The organism is Ruegeria sp. BB10 (genome assembly GCF_056535725.1).
This window is the reverse complement of the sequence record NZ_JBQFIW010000001.1, coordinates 2,802,152-2,819,234: the sequence shown is the minus strand read 5'-3', so window position 1 is coordinate 2,819,234 and position 17,083 is coordinate 2,802,152. Positions and strand designations below refer to the sequence as shown.

The following is a 17,083-nucleotide window of genomic DNA, read 5'->3' as shown; positions in this document are numbered from 1 at the left end:
TTGGGCGGTGCCGACCCTACGTTCTGTTCCCGAGCTTACCCCATTCAGGAGACAGAATATGTCGACCGTAGCCGTGACCGACGATACCTTTGACGCCGAGGTTAAGAATTCCGACATCCCCGTTGTTGTCGATTTCTGGGCCGAATGGTGTGGCCCTTGTAAGCAGATCGGCCCCGCCCTGGAAGAGCTGGCCGCTGAATACGGCGACAAGGTGAAAATCGCCAAGGTTGACGTAGACAGCAACCCGAACGCCGCCGCCGCCATGGGCGTGCGCGGTATTCCGGCCCTGTTCATCTTCAAGGACGGTCAGGTCGTCTCGAACCGCGCAGGCGCGGCGCCGAAGGCGGCACTGCAAAGCTGGATCGACGAATCCATCTGATCCAACGTGATCAGCAAGTCATCAAAGGCGCCTTGAACCGGGCGCCTTTTTTATTGCCGGGAGGATCAGATGGCAAAAACACGGGTACTTGTGGAGTTCGGCATGGGGACGTCTTTGCGCCGCGAGGATTATACCGAGGCCGCGCTGCGAGCGATCAAAGATGCGCTTTGGCACAATTCGGTCAACATGGCCGAGCTGTTCGATTTTCCAAAAGAGGCGATGATCATCGACGCCGAAATTGGGGTTCAACATCCCGAAAAGGTGGATCGAGACGCATTGACTGCCATTTTCCCCTATGGACAGCCCAATATCACCATCACTCAAGGTGGGTTGGATATTGAAAAGCCGCATACCGAAGGTCGGACAGTCATTGCCAATGCCGCCATCATCGTTTCTTTCGATATGGAGCCCGTGACATGACCGAAAAACGTATCATTCTGGAAATGGGTACCGGCAACGACCTGTATGGGCAGGATTACACCAAGGCGGCACGCCGGGCGGTGCAGGATGCGCTGCATCATTCGTCGATCACGCTGTTCTCAAAGCTGGGTGTGGATCATACCGACATGCGCGTTTGCGTCACTATTGGGGTACAGGACCCTGACCGGGTGGATTGCGATCTTGTTGCCGCCGATCTTCCCCGCGGACGGGCCGAGGTGCGGGCTGTCAAAGGTGGGTTGGATATCGAAGATACTGAGGCCGGCACGAGACATGTGGTGGCAACCGCCGCGATCGAGGCTTTCCTGCCCGACCTCTCCGGCCAATACAAACTGTCCTGACAAAGAAAAAGCCGCTCGGACGAGCGGCTTGCATTCTTTTTTGCACTGGGCGCGGATCAGACGTTTCTGATGTCCGCGCGGCACAGGCCGATATCGTCCAGCTGTGCGTCGCTCAGCTCCGACAGGGCCTTGCGTGTCTTGCGGGATTCATTCCACGCGATTGCTTTGTCATAGGTTCCGTAGAACGCGTCCACTACGTGCAGAATGGTAGCTGCTCCGAGCGGCGCATGGGTTTTAGCGATGGTTGCCATTTGCGCAGTCCTTATATGTGAAACAGCCGACCCGTTGTCGGTTGTGAGGCTCATGTAGGACGTCAGGCTGAGACTCACAATTGCTAGTCCGGTAACCCCGCATTGCGATTCCTGCATATCTTTTAGGCAGTTCGTGACCTGTTGCGCTGCGGACAGGTCCGGCCCATATAGGACGGCAGTTGAAAACGGAGGCTTTTATGGCGGATAGCGATTTTCCCGGATGGCACGGCACAACCATCATTGGCGTCAAAAAGGGCGGTCAGGTGGTGATTGCCGGTGACGGACAGGTCAGCCTGGGCCAAACCGTGATCAAGGGAACAGCACGCAAGGTGCGCCGCCTGTCGCCCGGCGGGTTCGAGGTTGTCGCCGGTTTCGCCGGGTCAACCGCCGATGCCTTCACCCTGCTGGAGCGTCTGGAAGCCAAGCTTGAGGCCACACCCGGCCAGCTGGCGCGCGCCTCGGTCGAACTGGCCAAGGATTGGCGCACAGACAAGTATCTGCAAAAGCTTGAGGCGATGCTGATCGTCACCGACGGCAAGGACCTGCTGGTGATCACCGGGGCAGGGGATGTGCTGGAGCCCGAACACAACGTGGCCGCCATCGGCTCGGGTGGGAACTTTGCCCTCGCCGCAGCCCGCGCCATGATGGACAGCGACAAACCCGCCGAGGACGTGGCGCGCGAGGCAATGGCAATTGCTGCCGATATCTGCGTCTATACCAACGGCAACCTGACGGTCGAGACGATCTCAGGCTAACAGCGCCTTGATCTCTTTTCCTTTCCAGCGCAAGTGCATGCCGACCAGCCCCATCAGGGCCGTCGCGATGACGATGTAATAGGGCAGGCGGATATCAAAGCTCATCAATCCGCCGCCAATCAGAGACATGACACCGCCCGCTAGACAGAAGACAGCGGTGGTTACACCCATGACCCAACCCTGATCGGTCTCGGCAACGGCCGAAGAAAACAGCCCCAACAGGGTTGGGTATGAGACGCCGAAAAAGAAATAGAAGAAGAAGACCGGCACGTAACTCAGGTCACCGCTGGGGCTGAAGGCAAAACCGAACCCGCAAATCACCATCACCACCAGCGAAGTGTAGATAATCTGGTGCTTGCTGAACCTCTCTTGCGCAGGCTTCACCAGGAAGGTGCTTGAGAACGCCAGCGCAAAACCGATCACCACCATCGCCATGCTACCGCCAATGACTCCGTATCCCCAGGCGCTAGTCAGGAAATTATCAACGAAGACATAGAAGGTGACATTGGCGATCATGAACAGCGCATAGACTGGCAGGATTTTCAGAACCATCGGGTGTTCTCGCACAGCAATCAGGCTGTCGGTCACGTCCCGCGGGCGGAACACAAAAGCCGTACGCTCGGTCCGGGTGTCCTTGAAAAAGGTCAGCACAAGGAAGATGGCGATCAACACCAGAATAAATGCGCCATAGAACGGGGTTTTCAGCGTGGCAAAGCTGCCCAGCAGGTTGGCATCGGACAGAACCGCGCCAATGATTGGGCCGCCGACAAGGCCAAAGCTGACGCCGGTTATGATGTAACCCATGTTGCGGTCGCGATCCGCCGCGTCGGTACTGCCGTCAATCATCGCCGCCTGCGCGATGGGCTGGTTCCCTGCGGTGAACCCGGTGATCGAACGGCCTATGATCAGCAACAGCAAGCTGTTCATATACAGCGCCGCAATGGTCAACGCATACCCTACCAGTGCCCCGCTCAGACAGACCAGCAGCGCATTCTTACGCCCGATGGAATCCGAGACCTTGGACACATAGACCACACCCAGAAACCACGACAAAAAGAAACAACCAATTACCAGCCCGTAATACAGATGGCGGCGACCATCGGGCGTACTCTCGGGCAGGAACCCCGATTTCGTCTCCATGATCAGCGAGTTGATGATGGGAAACACCAGTCCTTGCCCGATTAGGTCCACAAAGACCACGAACAGCAAGGTGATCTTGGCAATTTTCGTCACTTTCACACTCCTGACCGTCAACACCTTGAAATCACTGTAACAGAGGGCGCGCGTTTCACCTATGGAAAGCGTTTGCAAACCGGATGGGCCATTGCTAACCAACGCTGCCAATGAAAAGGGCTTGGTTGTTTTCGCGATTGCGGTGATTACCTAAGCCCAAGTTTAGCCATGCCGACCGAAAGGACCGCCCCTGTGACCGACCTGACCCCGCGCGAGATCGTCTCGGAACTGGACCGCTTTATCATCGGGCAGAAAGACGCCAAGCGCGCCGTGGCCGTGGCGCTGCGCAACCGCTGGCGGCGCAAGCAACTAACCGATGACATCCGGGATGAAGTCTATCCCAAGAACATCCTGATGATTGGCCCCACCGGTGTCGGCAAGACCGAGATCAGCCGCCGTCTGGCCAAACTGGCCCGCGCGCCCTTTATCAAGGTCGAGGCCACCAAGTTTACCGAGGTTGGCTATGTCGGCCGCGACGTGGAACAGATCGTGCGCGATCTGGCGGATGCCGCCATCATCCAGACCCGCGAATACATGCGCGAAGACGTCAAGGCCAAGGCTCATCAGGCCGCCGAAGACCGCGTAATCGAAGCCATCGCCGGCACCGACGCCCGCGAAGGCACGCGCGAGATGTTCCGCAAGAAACTGAAAGCCGGCGAACTGGACGACACGGTGATCGAGCTGGAACTGTCCGACACCTCGAACCCAATGCCGATGTTTGACATTCCCGGCCAGCCTGGCGGCCAGATGGGGATGATGAATCTGGGTGATATCTTCGGCAAAGCGTTTGGCGGGCGGACCGTCAAGAAACGTCTGACCGTTGCCGAAAGCTATGATGCGCTGATCGGGGAAGAAGCCGACAAGTTGCTGGATGATGAAACCGTCAACCGGGTGGCGCTGGAATCGGTGGAACAGAACGGCATCGTGTTCCTGGATGAGATCGACAAGGTCTGCGCCCGTTCCGACGCCCGCGGTGGCGATGTCAGCCGCGAAGGGGTGCAGCGCGACCTGCTGCCTTTGATCGAGGGCACCACCGTGTCAACCAAGCATGGTGCGGTGAAAACCGACCATATCCTGTTCATCGCCTCGGGTGCGTTCCACATTGCCAAGCCGTCGGACTTGCTGCCCGAATTGCAGGGCCGACTGCCGATCCGCGTAGAATTGCGCGCCCTCACCGAAGAGGATTTCGTTCGCATCCTGACCGAGACCGACAACGCCCTGACCCGCCAATACACCGCATTGATGGGTGCTGAAGAGGTCACTGTCAGCTTTACCGAGGACGGCATCGCGGCCCTGGCCAAGATTGCAGCGGATGTGAACCAAAGCGTCGAAAATATCGGCGCGCGGCGGCTGTACACAGTGATGGAGCGGGTGTTCGAGGAGCTTTCGTTCACCGCACCTGACAAGGCCGGGTCCGAGATCACCGTCAACGCCGATTTTGTCAGCGAAAATTTGGGCGAATTGACCAAGTCGACGGATCTGAGCCGTTACGTTCTGTAACGTCTTCAGCCAGAAATTGCCGCTGATCCTACCCCATGTCGCTGGACGTGGGGCAAGAATTCGATAGCTTAGCGCAAAAGGCCGTTAGGACCCTGTTTGATGCGCTACCTGATTATTCTATTTATGTCTTTGTCTCTGAGCGCCTGTGTTGACAGGACGGTCTCGGAAATTGTGCCGTCGGCTGCGTCCATAGGAACGACGAAAACCGTATTTGCCAGTACGACCAGGGCCCGCGAAGCAGACGGATCATTTGGTTTCAAGCGCAGTGAAAAACTGCAGTTTCTGGAAACCACCGTGTCCATACCGCCAACACACACGCCGGGAACCCTGAAGTTCTCTTATGCAAATCCCAACCCGCAAAAAGAGTTCGTTCTGGCTGATGTGACCGAATTGAACGGGCCTCAGGGACTGCGGCACCATCTGCGTGGGCAGGACGAAGTGACGATCTTTGTGCATGGCTATAACTCGACCCAAACCGAAACCATCTTTCGCGCGGCGCAGCTGTCGCATGACATTGGTCTGCCCGGATCGATCCTGGTGTATTCCTGGCCCAGTCGTGCGACGGGATATGGGTACGCTTACGATCTGGACAGCATGCTTTTTGCCCGCGACGGTTTGGAACAGACCATTCGCGAATTGAAATCGATGGGCGTAAACCGGGTTCTGCTTGTGGCGCATTCCATGGGCAGTGCCCTGACGATGGAGATGATGCGACAAACCGAATTGCAGGAACCGGGTTGGGCCAAAAGAAATATAGAAGGTGTGGTTCTGATCTCTCCTGATCTGGACGTGGATTTGTTCCGTTCGCAGATGGACAGGATCGACAATCCACCCGACCCGTTCATTGTCATGGTCTCGCAAAAGGACAAAATCCTGAACATTTCAGCCCGTCTGCGCGGCACGGACGAGGGCGAACGGCTGGGCAATATCAGTTCGATCAAAACGCTTGAGGACTTTCCTATCAACGTGATCGACACGACCGCATTCAACAGCGATGCCGAATCTTCGCATTTCGTTGCTGCTACATCTCCGGCTTTGCTGGCGATCCTCAACTCAATCCGGCGGGTCAACAATACATTTGGCCCTGACGAGCGTCCGGCTATCGACATTCTGGTCCCCCCCAGCGAACGCAACCCCACAGGCGCGACCGGGATCGTGTTGACGGAAACGGGACAGGCTCAGGTCTCGACCCCGTGACGCGGTTGCGACTGCGTAGCTTTCTTGTTTCAAACGCCACTTGGCTGGGCGCCGGGGTACTGCTGACCTTTCTGTCCAGTTTTGGGCAGACCTTTTTCATCTCGGTCTTTGCCGGTGAAATCCGTGCAGCTTATGGGCTGAGTCACGGGGCCTGGGGAGGGCTTTATTCCCTAGGTACCACCGTTGCGGCTGTGGTGATGATCTGGGCCGGCGGGTTGACCGATATCTTTCGTGTTCGGGTTCTGGGGCCGTTGGTGCTGGCTGGTTTGACGCTTGCGGCGCTGTCGATGGCGTTGAACAATAGACTGTTCCTTTTGCCTATCGTGATCTTTCTGTTGCGCCTTTTCGGGCAGGGGATGAGCACCCATCTGGCGCAAGTGGCCATGGCGCGCTGGTTCACTGCGACACGTGGCAAGGCGCTGTCGATCGCCTCGCTGGGATACGCGGCCGGAGAGGCGCTGTTGCCGGTGGCTTTTGTCGCCGCGATGGTGTTTCTCGACTGGCGATTGTTGTGGGTGGTGGCCGCAGGTGTGACGGTATTGGGTATCCCGGTTCTGATGCGTCTGCTGCGTCTGGAACGCACGCCGCAAAGCCTGTCAGGGGATCACATTGCCACTGGCATGCAGGATCATCACTGGACCCGGAGCGAGGCGCTGCGCAATTCGCTGTTTTGGTTCATGGTTCCCGCGATCCTTGCACCATCTGCCTTCATCACCGCGTTTTTCTTTCATCAGGTCCATCTGGCGCAAGTCAGGGACTGGCCGCATATTCAACTGGTGGCGCTGTTCCCTGTATTCACCGGCGTTTCGATCCTGTCGATGTTTGCCGCTGGTTGGGCGCTGGATAAATGGGGCACCGCGCGGATCATGCCGTATTATCAACTGCCGATCGGTGTGGGCTTTGCTATTCTCTCGGTCACCAACACCATAACCGGCGCCCTGATCGGCCTGATCTTTCTGGCTCTGACGGTCGGTGCGAACAACACATTGCCTAGCGCCTTTTGGGCCGAGTTTTACGGCACTCGCCATATTGGCGCGATCAAGGCACTGGCGACCGCGGTCATGGTGCTGGGTTCGGCCATTGGTCCAGCTCTAACTGGGGTGCTGATCGACTACAACGTCACGCTTGGTACTCAATTTATGTGGATCGCTGCGTTCTTTGTTGTAGTCAGCGGTTTGGTCTGGACCGGCATTCACCGCGCGAAAACCGCGTTTTAACGACCCCGGCGCAGATACACGTAATAGGCCCCGTCGCCGCCGTGGCTGATATGGGCGGGTGTTACCTGTAACACAGCCTGCGCCAGCGGCGGGATGGACAGCCAGTGTGGCACCTGATTACGCAGTACGCCGCGTGGGGTCGGGATGGGGCCGGGTTCGTCACGGTCCTTACCCTTGCCCGTGATCACCAGCACCAGCCGCTTGCCCTGTGCCTGCGCCGTCAACACAAACCGCACTAGCGCCGGATGCGCCGTGTCGATCCGCATACCGTGCAGATCAATCCGACCTTCGGGCTTCAGCTTGCCGCGCTTCATCCGTCCAAAAGCCTTGGTGTCCATCTGCACCGGGCTGGCGCGCAGGCTGTCAGTGACCGAGGGCTTCAATGCATGACGCGTCGCTTTGGCGGGCGCGGTCTGGCCGATCTCGAACCCGTCCAGCCGCATCTTTGGTGTTTTGGTTGGTTTCGGTTTAGGCAGGGTAGTGGGATGAACCGATTGCGGCAGCTCAGGATGCAGACGTTCAGCCTGTTTGGTGACCTTGCGCCACAGCTCGATCTCTTCTTCGGTCAGTTTGCGCCGGGTCATCAGAACTCATCCGGGATCAGGGCATAGGCGCGTTGGATCGGCAACAGAATCACCATGCGGCCCGGATCTTTCAGACGCCCGGCTGCCTGTCCAGCGGCATCACCGGTGCCAAAGAAGATATCCGCCCGCTGAGCACCCTTGATGGCAGCACCCGTATCCTGCGCGATCATCAATCGGCGCATCGGGTCCTTGCCGTCTTTTTCAACCCAGACCGGAGACCCCAGCGGCGTATATTCAGGATCCGCGGCAATGCTGCGCATAGTGGTGACAGATCGGTTCATCGCTCCCAGCGGGCCAAGTTCGGGCGCAACGCGGGTGACTTCGCGAAAGAACACGTAAGAGGGGTTGTGAAGTAGCAACTCAGCCCCGGCCTCGGGGTTTTTGCGCACCCAGGCGCGGATCATCTGCGCGCTCACCTCATGCGCGCCTAACGCACCGCGGCGGATCAATTCGGCCCCGATCGACCGATACGGATGCCCGTTCGCGCCGCCATAGCCCACGCGTAAGCCACCACCATCGGGCAGACGAATACGGCCCGAGCCCTGGATCTGCAAAAAGAACAGTTCGACCGGGTCATCAACCCAGGCGATCTCAAGCCCCCGGCCAGTCATAGCATCCCCGGTAAGGATGTCCCGGCGGCTCAGCCAAGGCCCTTCGGCGCGTGCTTCGGGTGGCATTTTGTAGATTGGGTATTTGAACCGGTCGGTCCGGCTGCGCGATCCATCCAGTTCGGGTTCAAAATAGCCGGTGAACAGCGCATCTTTACCGTCTTCAACCAAAACCGGACGGAAGAACAGCTCGAAAAACGCCTGCGCTGCATCCCCTTCATAGGTTCGGGCCACAGCGCAAAGGGCACGCCAATCCGGATCATTTAGATCGCCGCACGTATTCAGAAATACCGAAAGGGCCGCCCCGTGATCGTCAGCGGCCCAGCCCTCAAGGTCATCAAACGACAGGATCGAGCGCGTCGCCTCAGCTCCGGCGGCGCTAGCGGTGGTCATCGCACCCACCAGTAAAAGCGACCGGAGTGCGGCAATCATGCGTCCGTGGCGACAAGCAGCCAGTTCGGATCGTCCGCGCCCATGACACGGGCAAAGGTCCAGCTGTCCTTTTGGCGTTTGACGGTGTTCGGGTTGCCTTCGATGATATCGCCGCCGCGATCACGCACAACCGAAGTTAGCTCACCCACGAATTTCATGGTGATCTCGGCCTGATTGGTATCTTTGTCGAATTTCACGTCGGCCAATGTGGTTTCACGCACGCCGATAAACTCGGCCTCGATGGTCAGGCCCTGATCTTCACGGGCGGCCACGACGGACACGAACGTGTCGAACACCTCTTCGGACAGGAAGGGTTGGATTTCGTCCAGATTACCCTTTTCGAAACCCATGACGATCATCTCATATGCACCGCGCGCGCCCTGCACGAATTCGGTGACGGAAAAGCTGGGCTCGATCCGCTTCATCGCAGCAAGCGTCTGTGCCTGTTCGCTGTCTTCGGCAACATGGTCTGTGATGTCGTAATCAGGACCACCTTCAATCACCTCAAACCCGCGGCGGGCACTGTGCCCGTCGGGTTGTTCCTGAACAGGAGGTTTCTCAAAACCTTCACGCGTACCCAGCACGCTTTTCAGGCGCAGGATCAGGAAAACGGCTATTCCGGCCAGGACCAGCAACTGGATCATCGGTTCGTTCATTTCATCCTCTTTTCAGACCGCGACTTTGTATACGCGGCCTCATGCCACTATGTAGGTGACAGTTCGTGGCAAGTCCACTGCCCGACCACTGGTAAAGGATAACGCATATGTACCTGTTCTTGGCATTTTTATTGGTTCCGATCATCGAGATTGCCCTGTTCATTCAGGTGGGTGGTCTGATCGGCCTGTGGCCAACCCTTGCAATAGTGGTGCTGACCGCTGTTCTGGGCACTGCGTTGGTCAGGACACAAGGTCGCATGGCGCTGGCGAACCTGCAGCGATCCTTTGCCGAGTTGGACGATCCGACAGAACCTCTGGCACATGGGGCGATGATCCTGTTGTCCGGCGTTCTGTTGCTGACGCCTGGGTTTTTCACCGATGCGGTCGGCTTTGCGCTGCTTGTTCCGGGCATTCGCGTGGCCGTGTTCCGATACCTGAAATCGAAGGTGACGATCACCCAGTTCCAGATGGGCAATGGGGCACAGTTCCGGTCTGGTCCTGCACCATTCGAGCAAGATGACGTGATTGACGGCGAATTCACCGAAGTTCGGCCCCGTCAGGACCCTTCGAAACCATCGAAATGGGTTGAAGGACCGTGACCTGCATTGAGGTGCCGCGCCCAACTTGCTAAGCAGTGTCGAATTTCATTTTTGGAGTAGATCCATGGCCGAAGAAAACGCTGCAGAAAACACGGCAGCCCAAGCCGCCCCCCAGGTACAAATGCGAGTGCTGGGGCAATTCATCCGCGATTTGTCCTTTGAAAACGTGATGGCACAAAAAGGTGTGTCCGGTGACGTTCAGCCCGAAATTGCCGTTCAGGTGAATCTGGATGCAAAAAAGCGCGCGACGGAGCATCAGTATGAAGTTGCAGTCAAACTGAACCTCAAGTCGAAAGCCAAAGGACTGGAAGACGTTCTGTTCCTGTGCGAAATCGACTATTGCGGCCTGTTTCACATCGAAGGCGTGGCCGAGGACCAGTTGCATCCGTTCCTGATGATCGAATGCCCGCGCATGTTGTTTCCGTTCCTGCGCCGCATCGTCAGCGATATCACCCGTGACGGTGGCTATCCGCCGGTCAATCTGGACAATATCGACTTTGTCGCGCTGTACCGCAACGAACTATTGCGTCGTCAAGCCGAAGCGCAGAAGGCGAACGCCTAATCGATTTGACCCGCGCCGGGTTTCACCTCAGGCGCGGGTCCACAAGGCGTTTTCGCCCAATTTCTCTACAAATGCTTTATGCGCCGCGCGTTCTTCGTCGGTGATCTTTGACGCCAATGGTGTCGAACGCGCCGATGGGCGCCAATCGTCCTGACCGCCCGCGGCCGAGGAAGCAGTCGCGGACAAGCCGAAATCCGGCTGCCGCCCCCCGATCAGTTCCAGATAGACCTCGGCCAGAATTTCCGAGTCGAGCAACGCCCCGTGAAGCACCCGGTTCGTGTTGTCGATATTGAACCGACGGCACAGCGCATCCAGTGACGCAGGTGAGCCCGGAAACCGTTTTCGCGCAACCGCCAGCGTATCCAGCGCCTGATCCATCGGGATCTGCGGCAATCCCATCCATTTTAGCTCCGCGTTCAGGAATTTCATATCGAAGGATGCGTTGTGGATCACCAGCTTCGAATCCTGGATGAAATTGAGAAAGCCCTGACCCACCTCGGCAAAGACCGGCTTGTCCTTCAGCGTGACCTCACCCTTTTCCGGCGGGCGCGGGTTTTCCAGCAGGTCGGGGCCGATCCCATGCACGCCAAACGCCTCTTCGGGCATCGAGCGCTTAGGGTTGATATAGACGTGATAGGTCTCGCCCGTGGCGACGTGATTCCACAACTCAACCGCGCCGATCTCGACAATCCGGTCGCCGCTTTCGGGATCAAACCCCGTGGTTTCAGTATCGAGTACAATCTCACGCATTTGCCATCCCCGCCCGTATTTGCCTGACCACATCCTGCACCTGCGTGCGGGCGTGGTCCAGAGTATCGGTCACGATCACATAATCTGACCGCGCACATTTTTCGTCATTCGGCATTTGCTTGGCGCGGATCTGTTCAAACTGTGCCTCAGTCATCGTCCCGCGCGCCATCACGCGACGCATTTGCTCATCCGCCGGGATCGAGACACAGGCCACCGCATCCATCGCTGCATCACCACCGGTTTCAAACAACAGGGGGATGTCGAACACCAGAATATCCGCGGTCGCGTATTCCCGAAAAGTAGCGCGATCTGCGGCAACAAGCGGATGTACGATGGCCTCAATCTGTTTCAGCGCGGCTGGGTGATGCGCGATGACTTGTTTCAGGGCGTCACGATTGACAGACCCATCGATGATGGCATCTGGAAAAGCAGCGCGCATCGGCCCGACGGCCGCTCCTTCCCTTGAATAGAGTCTATGTACGGCTGCATCCGCATCCCACAGCGCACAGCCTTCTTCGACGAACATCTGCGCCGTGGTGCTTTTGCCCATCCCGATCGAACCGGTTAAACCAAGCGCGAAACTCATCCCAAAACCGCCGCGCGCAGGTCATCGGTCACCTCGGGGCGGGTGCCGAACCAGCGTTCAAAACCGGGCACCGCCTGATGCAGCAACATGCCCAGACCATCGACCGTGGTACAGCCTGCTTCCTCAGCCGATTTCAGAAGATGCGTTTGCAAAGGTGCGTAGACCAAATCAGTCACAACCGCACCCGCTTGCAACCCATCCAAGGGCACCCGCAGTTCCGGTTGTCCCTGCATGCCCAATGAGGTCGTATTGACCACCAGTTCAGCTTCTTCAATGACATTGCCGGCCTGTAACCAATCCACAACGGTGATGCGGTCGCCAAATTCATCTTTCAACTGATCCGCCCGGGCGCGCGTGCGGTTGGTCAGCATGATCTGGGGCACGCCAGCGTCCAACAAACCCTGCAACACCGCCCGTGCTGCGCCACCCGCACCAAACACCACCGCCGGGCCATCCGACGGAACCCAATCCGGCGCGCCGCTGCGCAGGTTCTGCATAAACCCATAGCCATCGGTGTTGTCCGCGTGGATTGTGCCATCATCCTGAAACAACAAGGTATTTGCCGCCCCGATGACCGATGCGCGTTCCGATACGTGATCGGCGATACGCAACGCCGCTTCTTTGTGGGGCACGGTCACATTCGCCCCGACAAACCCCGCCTTCGGCAGGGTGCGCAAAACCGTCTCAAGATCCTCGGGCGCCACGTCCACGGGAATGTAATGCCCGGCCAGCCCATATTTCTTTAACCAATGGCCATGCAGTTGGGGCGACTTGGAATGCGCAATCGGGTGTCCGATTACTCCGGCCAGCGGTATTCGGTTATGTGTCATTGGTCGATCACCCCTTTGACGGCCAGAAAATTGAGCAGTTCCAACAGGGGCATACCCAAGACATTAAAATAGTCGCCGTCAATGGTGGCGAACAGGCGCACGCCTTCTTCTTCCAGCTTATAAGCCCCCACCGCGTGCCGGATACTGTCCCAATTGCGGTCGATATAGTCGCGCAGGTACGCGTCCGAACTCATCCGCATGCGCAAACGCACCTGCCCGACATGGCGCCAGATCGGCTCGCCATCCTGATAGATCACCGCCGCCGACAACAGCATGTGCCGCTTGCCCCGCATCGCCTTGAGCTGCGCCAGCGCCTCCTGGGGCGTTTCCGGTTTCGACAACAGCTTCCCGTCGAAATCCAACACCTGATCGCACCCCAGAACCATCGCACCTGGTTTTTTGTCGCTGACCTTGCGCGCCTTCATCTCAGCCAGTGCATCGGCGATTTCCCGAGGGGATGCTTCTTCAGCCAGCAACGCGCGTTTCATGGTATCCTCGTCCACGCGCGCGACCTGAACGGAAAACGGCACGCCTGCGTTTTCCAGCAGCTGCGCACGTATGGATGAGCCTGAGGCCAGGATGATGGGGACAGACATGTGGACAACCCCGTGTGCAAATCGTTGAGCGTTCTTGAATGGTTTGTATGGTTTTCCGATTGACACGCAACCCCGGGATATTCGCGCAGATCTTCCCTGAGTCGCTCGAACGCTGTCCTTCCGGGACAAGGATAAGTCGGAATGACGGGATAAGCGGGAACTCCACATATACTCAGAAACTTATCCCCAGAGCATCTTTTGTAGACATACCTTAACACACTGATTTAATTATATTATTTTTACTACTAACAGAATCATCGCTTTGACGCGTAAAAATGTCCACCTGGGGAAAACACATGTGTAAAAAAGTAATCCACGAATTTTGTTCACCCTACAAAACCATCTTCCTTTTTCTTTTCTTATTTTTTTATTAGGGAGAGTTCCGAGCAACCCCCGGAGCCAGGATGACCGATCTTCTTTTCACGATTTACCCGTGGGTGAAGTCTTTACATATCATGGCCGTGATCTCGTGGATGGCCGGTTTATTCTATTTGCCCAGACTGTTCGTCTATCACGTAGAAAAGGCGCAAGCCGTCGATGGTGCCGAAACCATTTTCTTTGAAATGGAAGAAAAGCTGCTGCGCGTGATTATGCGCCCGGCAATGATCGTGGCGTGGGTGTGTGGCCTGATCATGGTATTCACACCAGGCATTGTCGGTTGGGATTTTGCATGGCCCTGGATTAAAGGTTCTGCCGTGATCGGCATGACCTGGTTCCATCACTGGCTGATGGCGCGGCGCAAAGACTTCTTAGAGGGCCGAAATACGCTCACTGGGCGCCAGTACCGCATGATGAATGAGGTTCCCACCATTTTAATGGTTGCCATCGTTCTGGCGGTCATTTTGAAATTCTGAGGGCCTGTTTGACTCCGCAGTCAGCCGCGCTTATGTAGATATCAACACGCCCGTCCGGGCGGCGTATCTTCCGTACTGAAATTCCACTTCGTGCCGCGATGCCTGCGGCGAAGGTATATATCATGACAACTGACACCCTGAATCTGGCTGACCTTAAGGCCAAAAGCCCCAAAGACCTTCTGGCGATGGCTGAAGAACTGGAAATCGAAAACGCCTCGACCATGCGCAAGGGCGAGATGATGTTCCAGATTCTGCGTGAACGCGCCGATGAAGGCTGGACCGTTGGCGGTGATGGCGTGCTTGAAGTGCTGCAGGACGGCTTTGGTTTTCTACGTTCACCCGAAGCGAACTATCTGCCGGGCCCAGATGACATCTACGTTTCACCGGATATGATCCGTCAGCATTCGCTGCGCACCGGGGATACGGTCGAAGGTGATATCAAAGCACCGGATGAGAACGAGCGGTACTTCGCGCTGATCAAAGTCACCAAGATCAATTTTGAAGAGCCTGAAAAAGCCAAACACAAGATCCTGTTCGACAACTTGACGCCTTTGTATCCCGATGAACGTCTGAAGATGGAGATCGAAGATCCCACCATCAAAGATAAGTCGGCCCGGGTGATTGATCTGGTCTCACCTATCGGTAAAGGACAGCGGTCTTTGATCGTGGCGCCGCCGCGGACTGGTAAGACGGTGATCTTGCAAAACATCGCGCATTCGATCGAACAGAACCACCCGGAGTGCTATTTGATCGTTCTGCTGATAGATGAACGCCCCGAAGAGGTGACCGACATGCAGCGCTCGGTAAAAGGTGAGGTTGTGTCCTCGACCTTTGATGAACCTGCAACACGTCACGTGGCCGTATCCGAGATGGTGATCGAAAAAGCCAAGCGTTTGGTCGAACATAAACGAGATGTTGTTATTCTTCTCGATTCGATCACAAGACTTGGTAGAGCGTTTAACACTGTGGTCCCCTCATCCGGTAAAGTTCTGACCGGTGGTGTGGATGCAAACGCTCTGCAACGGCCCAAGCGCTTCTTTGGTGCTGCGCGGAATATCGAAGAGGGCGGATCGCTGACGATCATCGCAACCGCGTTGATCGATACCGGCAGCCGGATGGACGAAGTGATCTTTGAAGAATTCAAAGGCACGGGTAACTCGGAAATCGTTCTGGATCGTAAGATCGCAGACAAGCGCGTGTTCCCGGCGATCGACATCCTCAAATCCGGCACCCGGAAAGAGGACCTGCTGGTCGACAAAGGTGATCTGGCCAAGACCTTTGTTCTGCGCCGTATCTTGAACCCGATGGGCACCACTGATGCGATCGAGTTCCTGCTGTCTAAGTTGAAGCAGACCAAGACCAACGGTGAGTTCTTCGACTCGATGAATACCTGATACAGGTCTTAACCGACGCGAGGCCTTCGAATGGATACGATATTCGCCTTGGCCAGCGCCCAGGGTAAAGCAGGGGTGGCGGTCATCCGCCTCTCGGGCCCTTTGGCGCATTCAGCCGCAACCGAGCTGACCGGCAGCCCGCTACCGCCCCGCGGTATGCGGGTTCGGTCTTTGTGTGCAGCTGATGGGTCGCGCTTGGATGATGGTTTAGTTCTGACCTTCCAGGCCCCGGCGAGCTTTACCGGTGAAGACGTCGCAGAGTTGCAGATACACGGCAGCACGGCTTCGGTTAATGCGGTAATGCGCACTTTGTCCGATACGGTTGGGTTGCGGCTTGCGGAACCCGGGGAATTCACGCGCCGTGCATTGGAAAACGGCAAGATGGACCTGACGCAGGTCGAAGGTCTGGCCGATCTGATCGATGCCGAAACCGAGGCGCAGCGTAAACAGGCCCAGACCATTTTAGCCGGAGAGCTGGGTGGTTTGGCCGAACGCTGGCGCCGTGACCTGATCCGGGCGGCGTCTCTGCTGGAAGCCGTGATAGATTTCGCCGATGAAGAGGTTCCAACCGACGTGACACCTGAGGTCTGCACATTGGTGATCGGCGTCATGCAAGACCTGCAACGCGAAGCGGACGGTGTAAAAATTGCCGAACGTATCCGGACCGGGTTCGAAGTTGCCATTGTTGGCCTTCCAAATGCAGGCAAGTCGACCTTGCTGAATGCGTTGGCGGGTCGAGAGGCCGCGATCACGTCGGAATATGCCGGCACAACTCGTGATGTTATTGAAGTTCGCATGGATCTCGGTGGTTTGCCTGTGACTTTGCTGGACACCGCAGGGTTGCGCGAAACCGAAGATCACGTTGAAAACCTTGGGATTAAGCTGGCCCGTAAACGTGCGGACGCGGCTGATTTGCGGGTATTTCTGACCGAAGACCCGTCAGACCTTGGTGTTCCCATGGTCGAAGGTGACATTCAGCTTTTTCCGAAATCTGACCTGCGCGGGGATGATAAGGGCGGGATTTCCGGGAAAACCGGTCATGGAATTGATCAGCTAATTTCCCATATATCGTGTGTATTGGGTGAGAGATCCACAAGCCATGGTATTGCAACCCGTGAACGCCACCGAGTCGCACTGAATGAATCCAAGGCAGCTTTGGTCGCGGCGATGACAGTTCTGGAATCAGGCCCGGACCTGTATGATATCGCGGCAGAAGAGTTGCGGACGGCTATCCGCGCCCTTGAAACATTGGTCGGCAGAATAGGGGTCGAAGACCTTTTGGATGAGATATTCTCCAGTTTCTGCCTGGGTAAATAAGGAG

General features: G+C 56.9%; 21 protein-coding genes. 12 read left to right on the top strand and 9 right to left on the bottom strand.

Features of this window, described 5'->3' with window-relative positions; all coding sequences use genetic code 11:
- Positions 1-58: 58 nt before the first annotated feature.
- From trxA to ACR3EP_RS14560, 3 genes are all read left to right on the top strand, one after another.
- A complete protein-coding gene (trxA, locus tag ACR3EP_RS14570) occupies positions 59-379 on the top strand; it encodes a thioredoxin (RefSeq protein WP_058283354.1) in 321 nt (106 codons plus the stop codon).
- Positions 380-448: 69 nt separating this feature from the next.
- Positions 449-799, top strand: a complete 351-nt coding sequence (locus ACR3EP_RS14565; RefSeq protein ID WP_480638491.1) for a Lin0512 family protein — start codon at positions 449-451, stop codon at positions 797-799.
- Positions 796-1,158 (top strand): Lin0512 family protein, encoded by a 363-nt coding sequence (locus ACR3EP_RS14560; RefSeq protein WP_480638490.1) that lies wholly within the window; start codon positions 796-798, stop codon positions 1,156-1,158. The genes ACR3EP_RS14565 and ACR3EP_RS14560 overlap by 4 nt, the downstream gene beginning before the upstream one ends.
- Before the next feature lie 56 nt (positions 1,159-1,214).
- Here ACR3EP_RS14560 and ACR3EP_RS14555 read toward each other — a convergent pair whose 3' ends face one another.
- Entirely contained in the window at positions 1,215-1,409 is a 195-nt protein-coding gene (locus ACR3EP_RS14555) for a DUF1127 domain-containing protein (protein ID WP_170361077.1), read from the bottom strand.
- Between the two features lie 197 nt (positions 1,410-1,606).
- Here ACR3EP_RS14555 and hslV point away from each other — a divergent pair, with 197 nt between their 5' ends.
- Positions 1,607-2,164, top strand: a complete 558-nt coding sequence (gene hslV, locus ACR3EP_RS14550; RefSeq protein ID WP_058283350.1) for an ATP-dependent protease subunit HslV — start codon at positions 1,607-1,609, stop codon at positions 2,162-2,164.
- Here hslV and ACR3EP_RS14545 read toward each other — a convergent pair.
- Positions 2,156-3,397 (bottom strand): MFS transporter, encoded by a 1,242-nt coding sequence (locus ACR3EP_RS14545; protein ID WP_480638489.1) that lies wholly within the window; start codon positions 3,395-3,397, stop codon positions 2,156-2,158. The two genes, hslV and ACR3EP_RS14545, sit on opposite strands and share 9 nt — an antisense overlap.
- A gap of 192 nt (positions 3,398-3,589) precedes the next feature.
- Between ACR3EP_RS14545 and hslU the strand changes: the two genes are divergently transcribed.
- The 3 genes from hslU (at position 3,590) to ACR3EP_RS14530 (ending at position 7,311) form a co-directional block, all read left to right on the top strand.
- A complete protein-coding gene (gene hslU / locus ACR3EP_RS14540) occupies positions 3,590-4,897 on the top strand; it encodes an ATP-dependent protease ATPase subunit HslU (protein WP_480638488.1) in 1,308 nt (435 codons plus the stop codon).
- A 99-nt stretch (positions 4,898-4,996) separates the two neighbouring features.
- Positions 4,997-6,094, top strand: a complete 1,098-nt coding sequence (locus tag ACR3EP_RS14535; protein WP_480638487.1) for an alpha/beta hydrolase — start codon at positions 4,997-4,999, stop codon at positions 6,092-6,094.
- A 5-nt stretch (positions 6,095-6,099) separates the two neighbouring features.
- The gene (locus ACR3EP_RS14530; RefSeq protein WP_480639031.1) at positions 6,100-7,311 is read left to right on the top strand and encodes an MFS transporter; all 1,212 of its coding nucleotides are present in this window, start codon (positions 6,100-6,102) and stop codon (positions 7,309-7,311) included.
- On the opposite strand, the gene ACR3EP_RS14525 is transcribed toward ACR3EP_RS14530, so the two are convergent.
- The 3 genes from ACR3EP_RS14525 to ACR3EP_RS14515 are packed head-to-tail and all read right to left on the bottom strand — an operon-like array spanning position 7,308 to position 9,591.
- The gene (locus ACR3EP_RS14525; RefSeq protein ID WP_170396868.1) at positions 7,308-7,895 is read right to left on the bottom strand and encodes a Smr/MutS family protein; all 588 of its coding nucleotides are present in this window, start codon (positions 7,893-7,895) and stop codon (positions 7,308-7,310) included. The genes ACR3EP_RS14530 and ACR3EP_RS14525 overlap by 4 nt on opposite strands.
- Positions 7,895-8,935, bottom strand: a complete 1,041-nt coding sequence (gene mltA, locus ACR3EP_RS14520) for a murein transglycosylase A (RefSeq protein ID WP_480638486.1) — start codon at positions 8,933-8,935, stop codon at positions 7,895-7,897. Before mltA ends, ACR3EP_RS14525 begins: the two co-directional genes overlap by 1 nt.
- Positions 8,932-9,591 (bottom strand): Tim44/TimA family putative adaptor protein, encoded by a 660-nt coding sequence (locus ACR3EP_RS14515; RefSeq protein ID WP_170349544.1) that lies wholly within the window; start codon positions 9,589-9,591, stop codon positions 8,932-8,934. The genes mltA and ACR3EP_RS14515 overlap by 4 nt, the downstream gene beginning before the upstream one ends.
- 107 nt (positions 9,592-9,698) lie before the next feature.
- Between ACR3EP_RS14515 and ACR3EP_RS14510 the strand changes: the two genes are divergently transcribed.
- Both ACR3EP_RS14510 and secB read left to right on the top strand, forming a co-directional pair.
- Positions 9,699-10,190 (top strand): FxsA family protein, encoded by a 492-nt coding sequence (locus ACR3EP_RS14510; protein WP_170349545.1) that lies wholly within the window; start codon positions 9,699-9,701, stop codon positions 10,188-10,190.
- Positions 10,191-10,254: 64 nt separating this feature from the next.
- The gene (secB, locus tag ACR3EP_RS14505; RefSeq protein ID WP_170349546.1) at positions 10,255-10,752 is read left to right on the top strand and encodes a protein-export chaperone SecB; all 498 of its coding nucleotides are present in this window, start codon (positions 10,255-10,257) and stop codon (positions 10,750-10,752) included.
- Positions 10,753-10,779: 27 nt separating this feature from the next.
- On the opposite strand, the gene dnaQ is transcribed toward secB, so the two are convergent.
- From dnaQ to ACR3EP_RS14485, 4 genes are read right to left on the bottom strand one after another with little or no spacing between them, the layout of a single operon-like run.
- Entirely contained in the window at positions 10,780-11,502 is a 723-nt protein-coding gene (gene dnaQ, locus ACR3EP_RS14500; protein ID WP_480638485.1) for a DNA polymerase III subunit epsilon, read from the bottom strand.
- Entirely contained in the window at positions 11,495-12,088 is a 594-nt protein-coding gene (gene coaE / locus ACR3EP_RS14495; protein ID WP_480638484.1) for a dephospho-CoA kinase, read from the bottom strand. The genes dnaQ and coaE overlap by 8 nt, the downstream gene beginning before the upstream one ends.
- Positions 12,085-12,918, bottom strand: a complete 834-nt coding sequence (locus ACR3EP_RS14490) for a shikimate dehydrogenase (protein ID WP_480638483.1) — start codon at positions 12,916-12,918, stop codon at positions 12,085-12,087. Before ACR3EP_RS14490 ends, coaE begins: the two co-directional genes overlap by 4 nt.
- The gene (locus ACR3EP_RS14485; protein WP_170550320.1) at positions 12,915-13,514 is read right to left on the bottom strand and encodes a Maf family protein; all 600 of its coding nucleotides are present in this window, start codon (positions 13,512-13,514) and stop codon (positions 12,915-12,917) included. The genes ACR3EP_RS14490 and ACR3EP_RS14485 overlap by 4 nt, the downstream gene beginning before the upstream one ends.
- A gap of 404 nt (positions 13,515-13,918) precedes the next feature.
- On the opposite strand from ACR3EP_RS14485, the gene ACR3EP_RS14480 reads away from it, so the two are divergent.
- From ACR3EP_RS14480 to mnmE, 3 genes are all read left to right on the top strand, one after another.
- A complete protein-coding gene (locus ACR3EP_RS14480; protein ID WP_170361059.1) occupies positions 13,919-14,368 on the top strand; it encodes a CopD family protein in 450 nt (149 codons plus the stop codon).
- 122 nt (positions 14,369-14,490) lie between these two features.
- Complete coding sequence (gene rho, locus ACR3EP_RS14475; protein WP_170349552.1) at positions 14,491-15,762, top strand: transcription termination factor Rho; 1,272 nt, start codon at positions 14,491-14,493, stop codon at positions 15,760-15,762.
- A gap of 30 nt (positions 15,763-15,792) precedes the next feature.
- Positions 15,793-17,079, top strand: coding sequence for a tRNA uridine-5-carboxymethylaminomethyl(34) synthesis GTPase MnmE (mnmE, locus tag ACR3EP_RS14470; RefSeq protein WP_170411128.1), 1,287 nt, complete (start codon positions 15,793-15,795; stop codon positions 17,077-17,079).
- Positions 17,080-17,083: the final 4 nt, after the last annotated feature.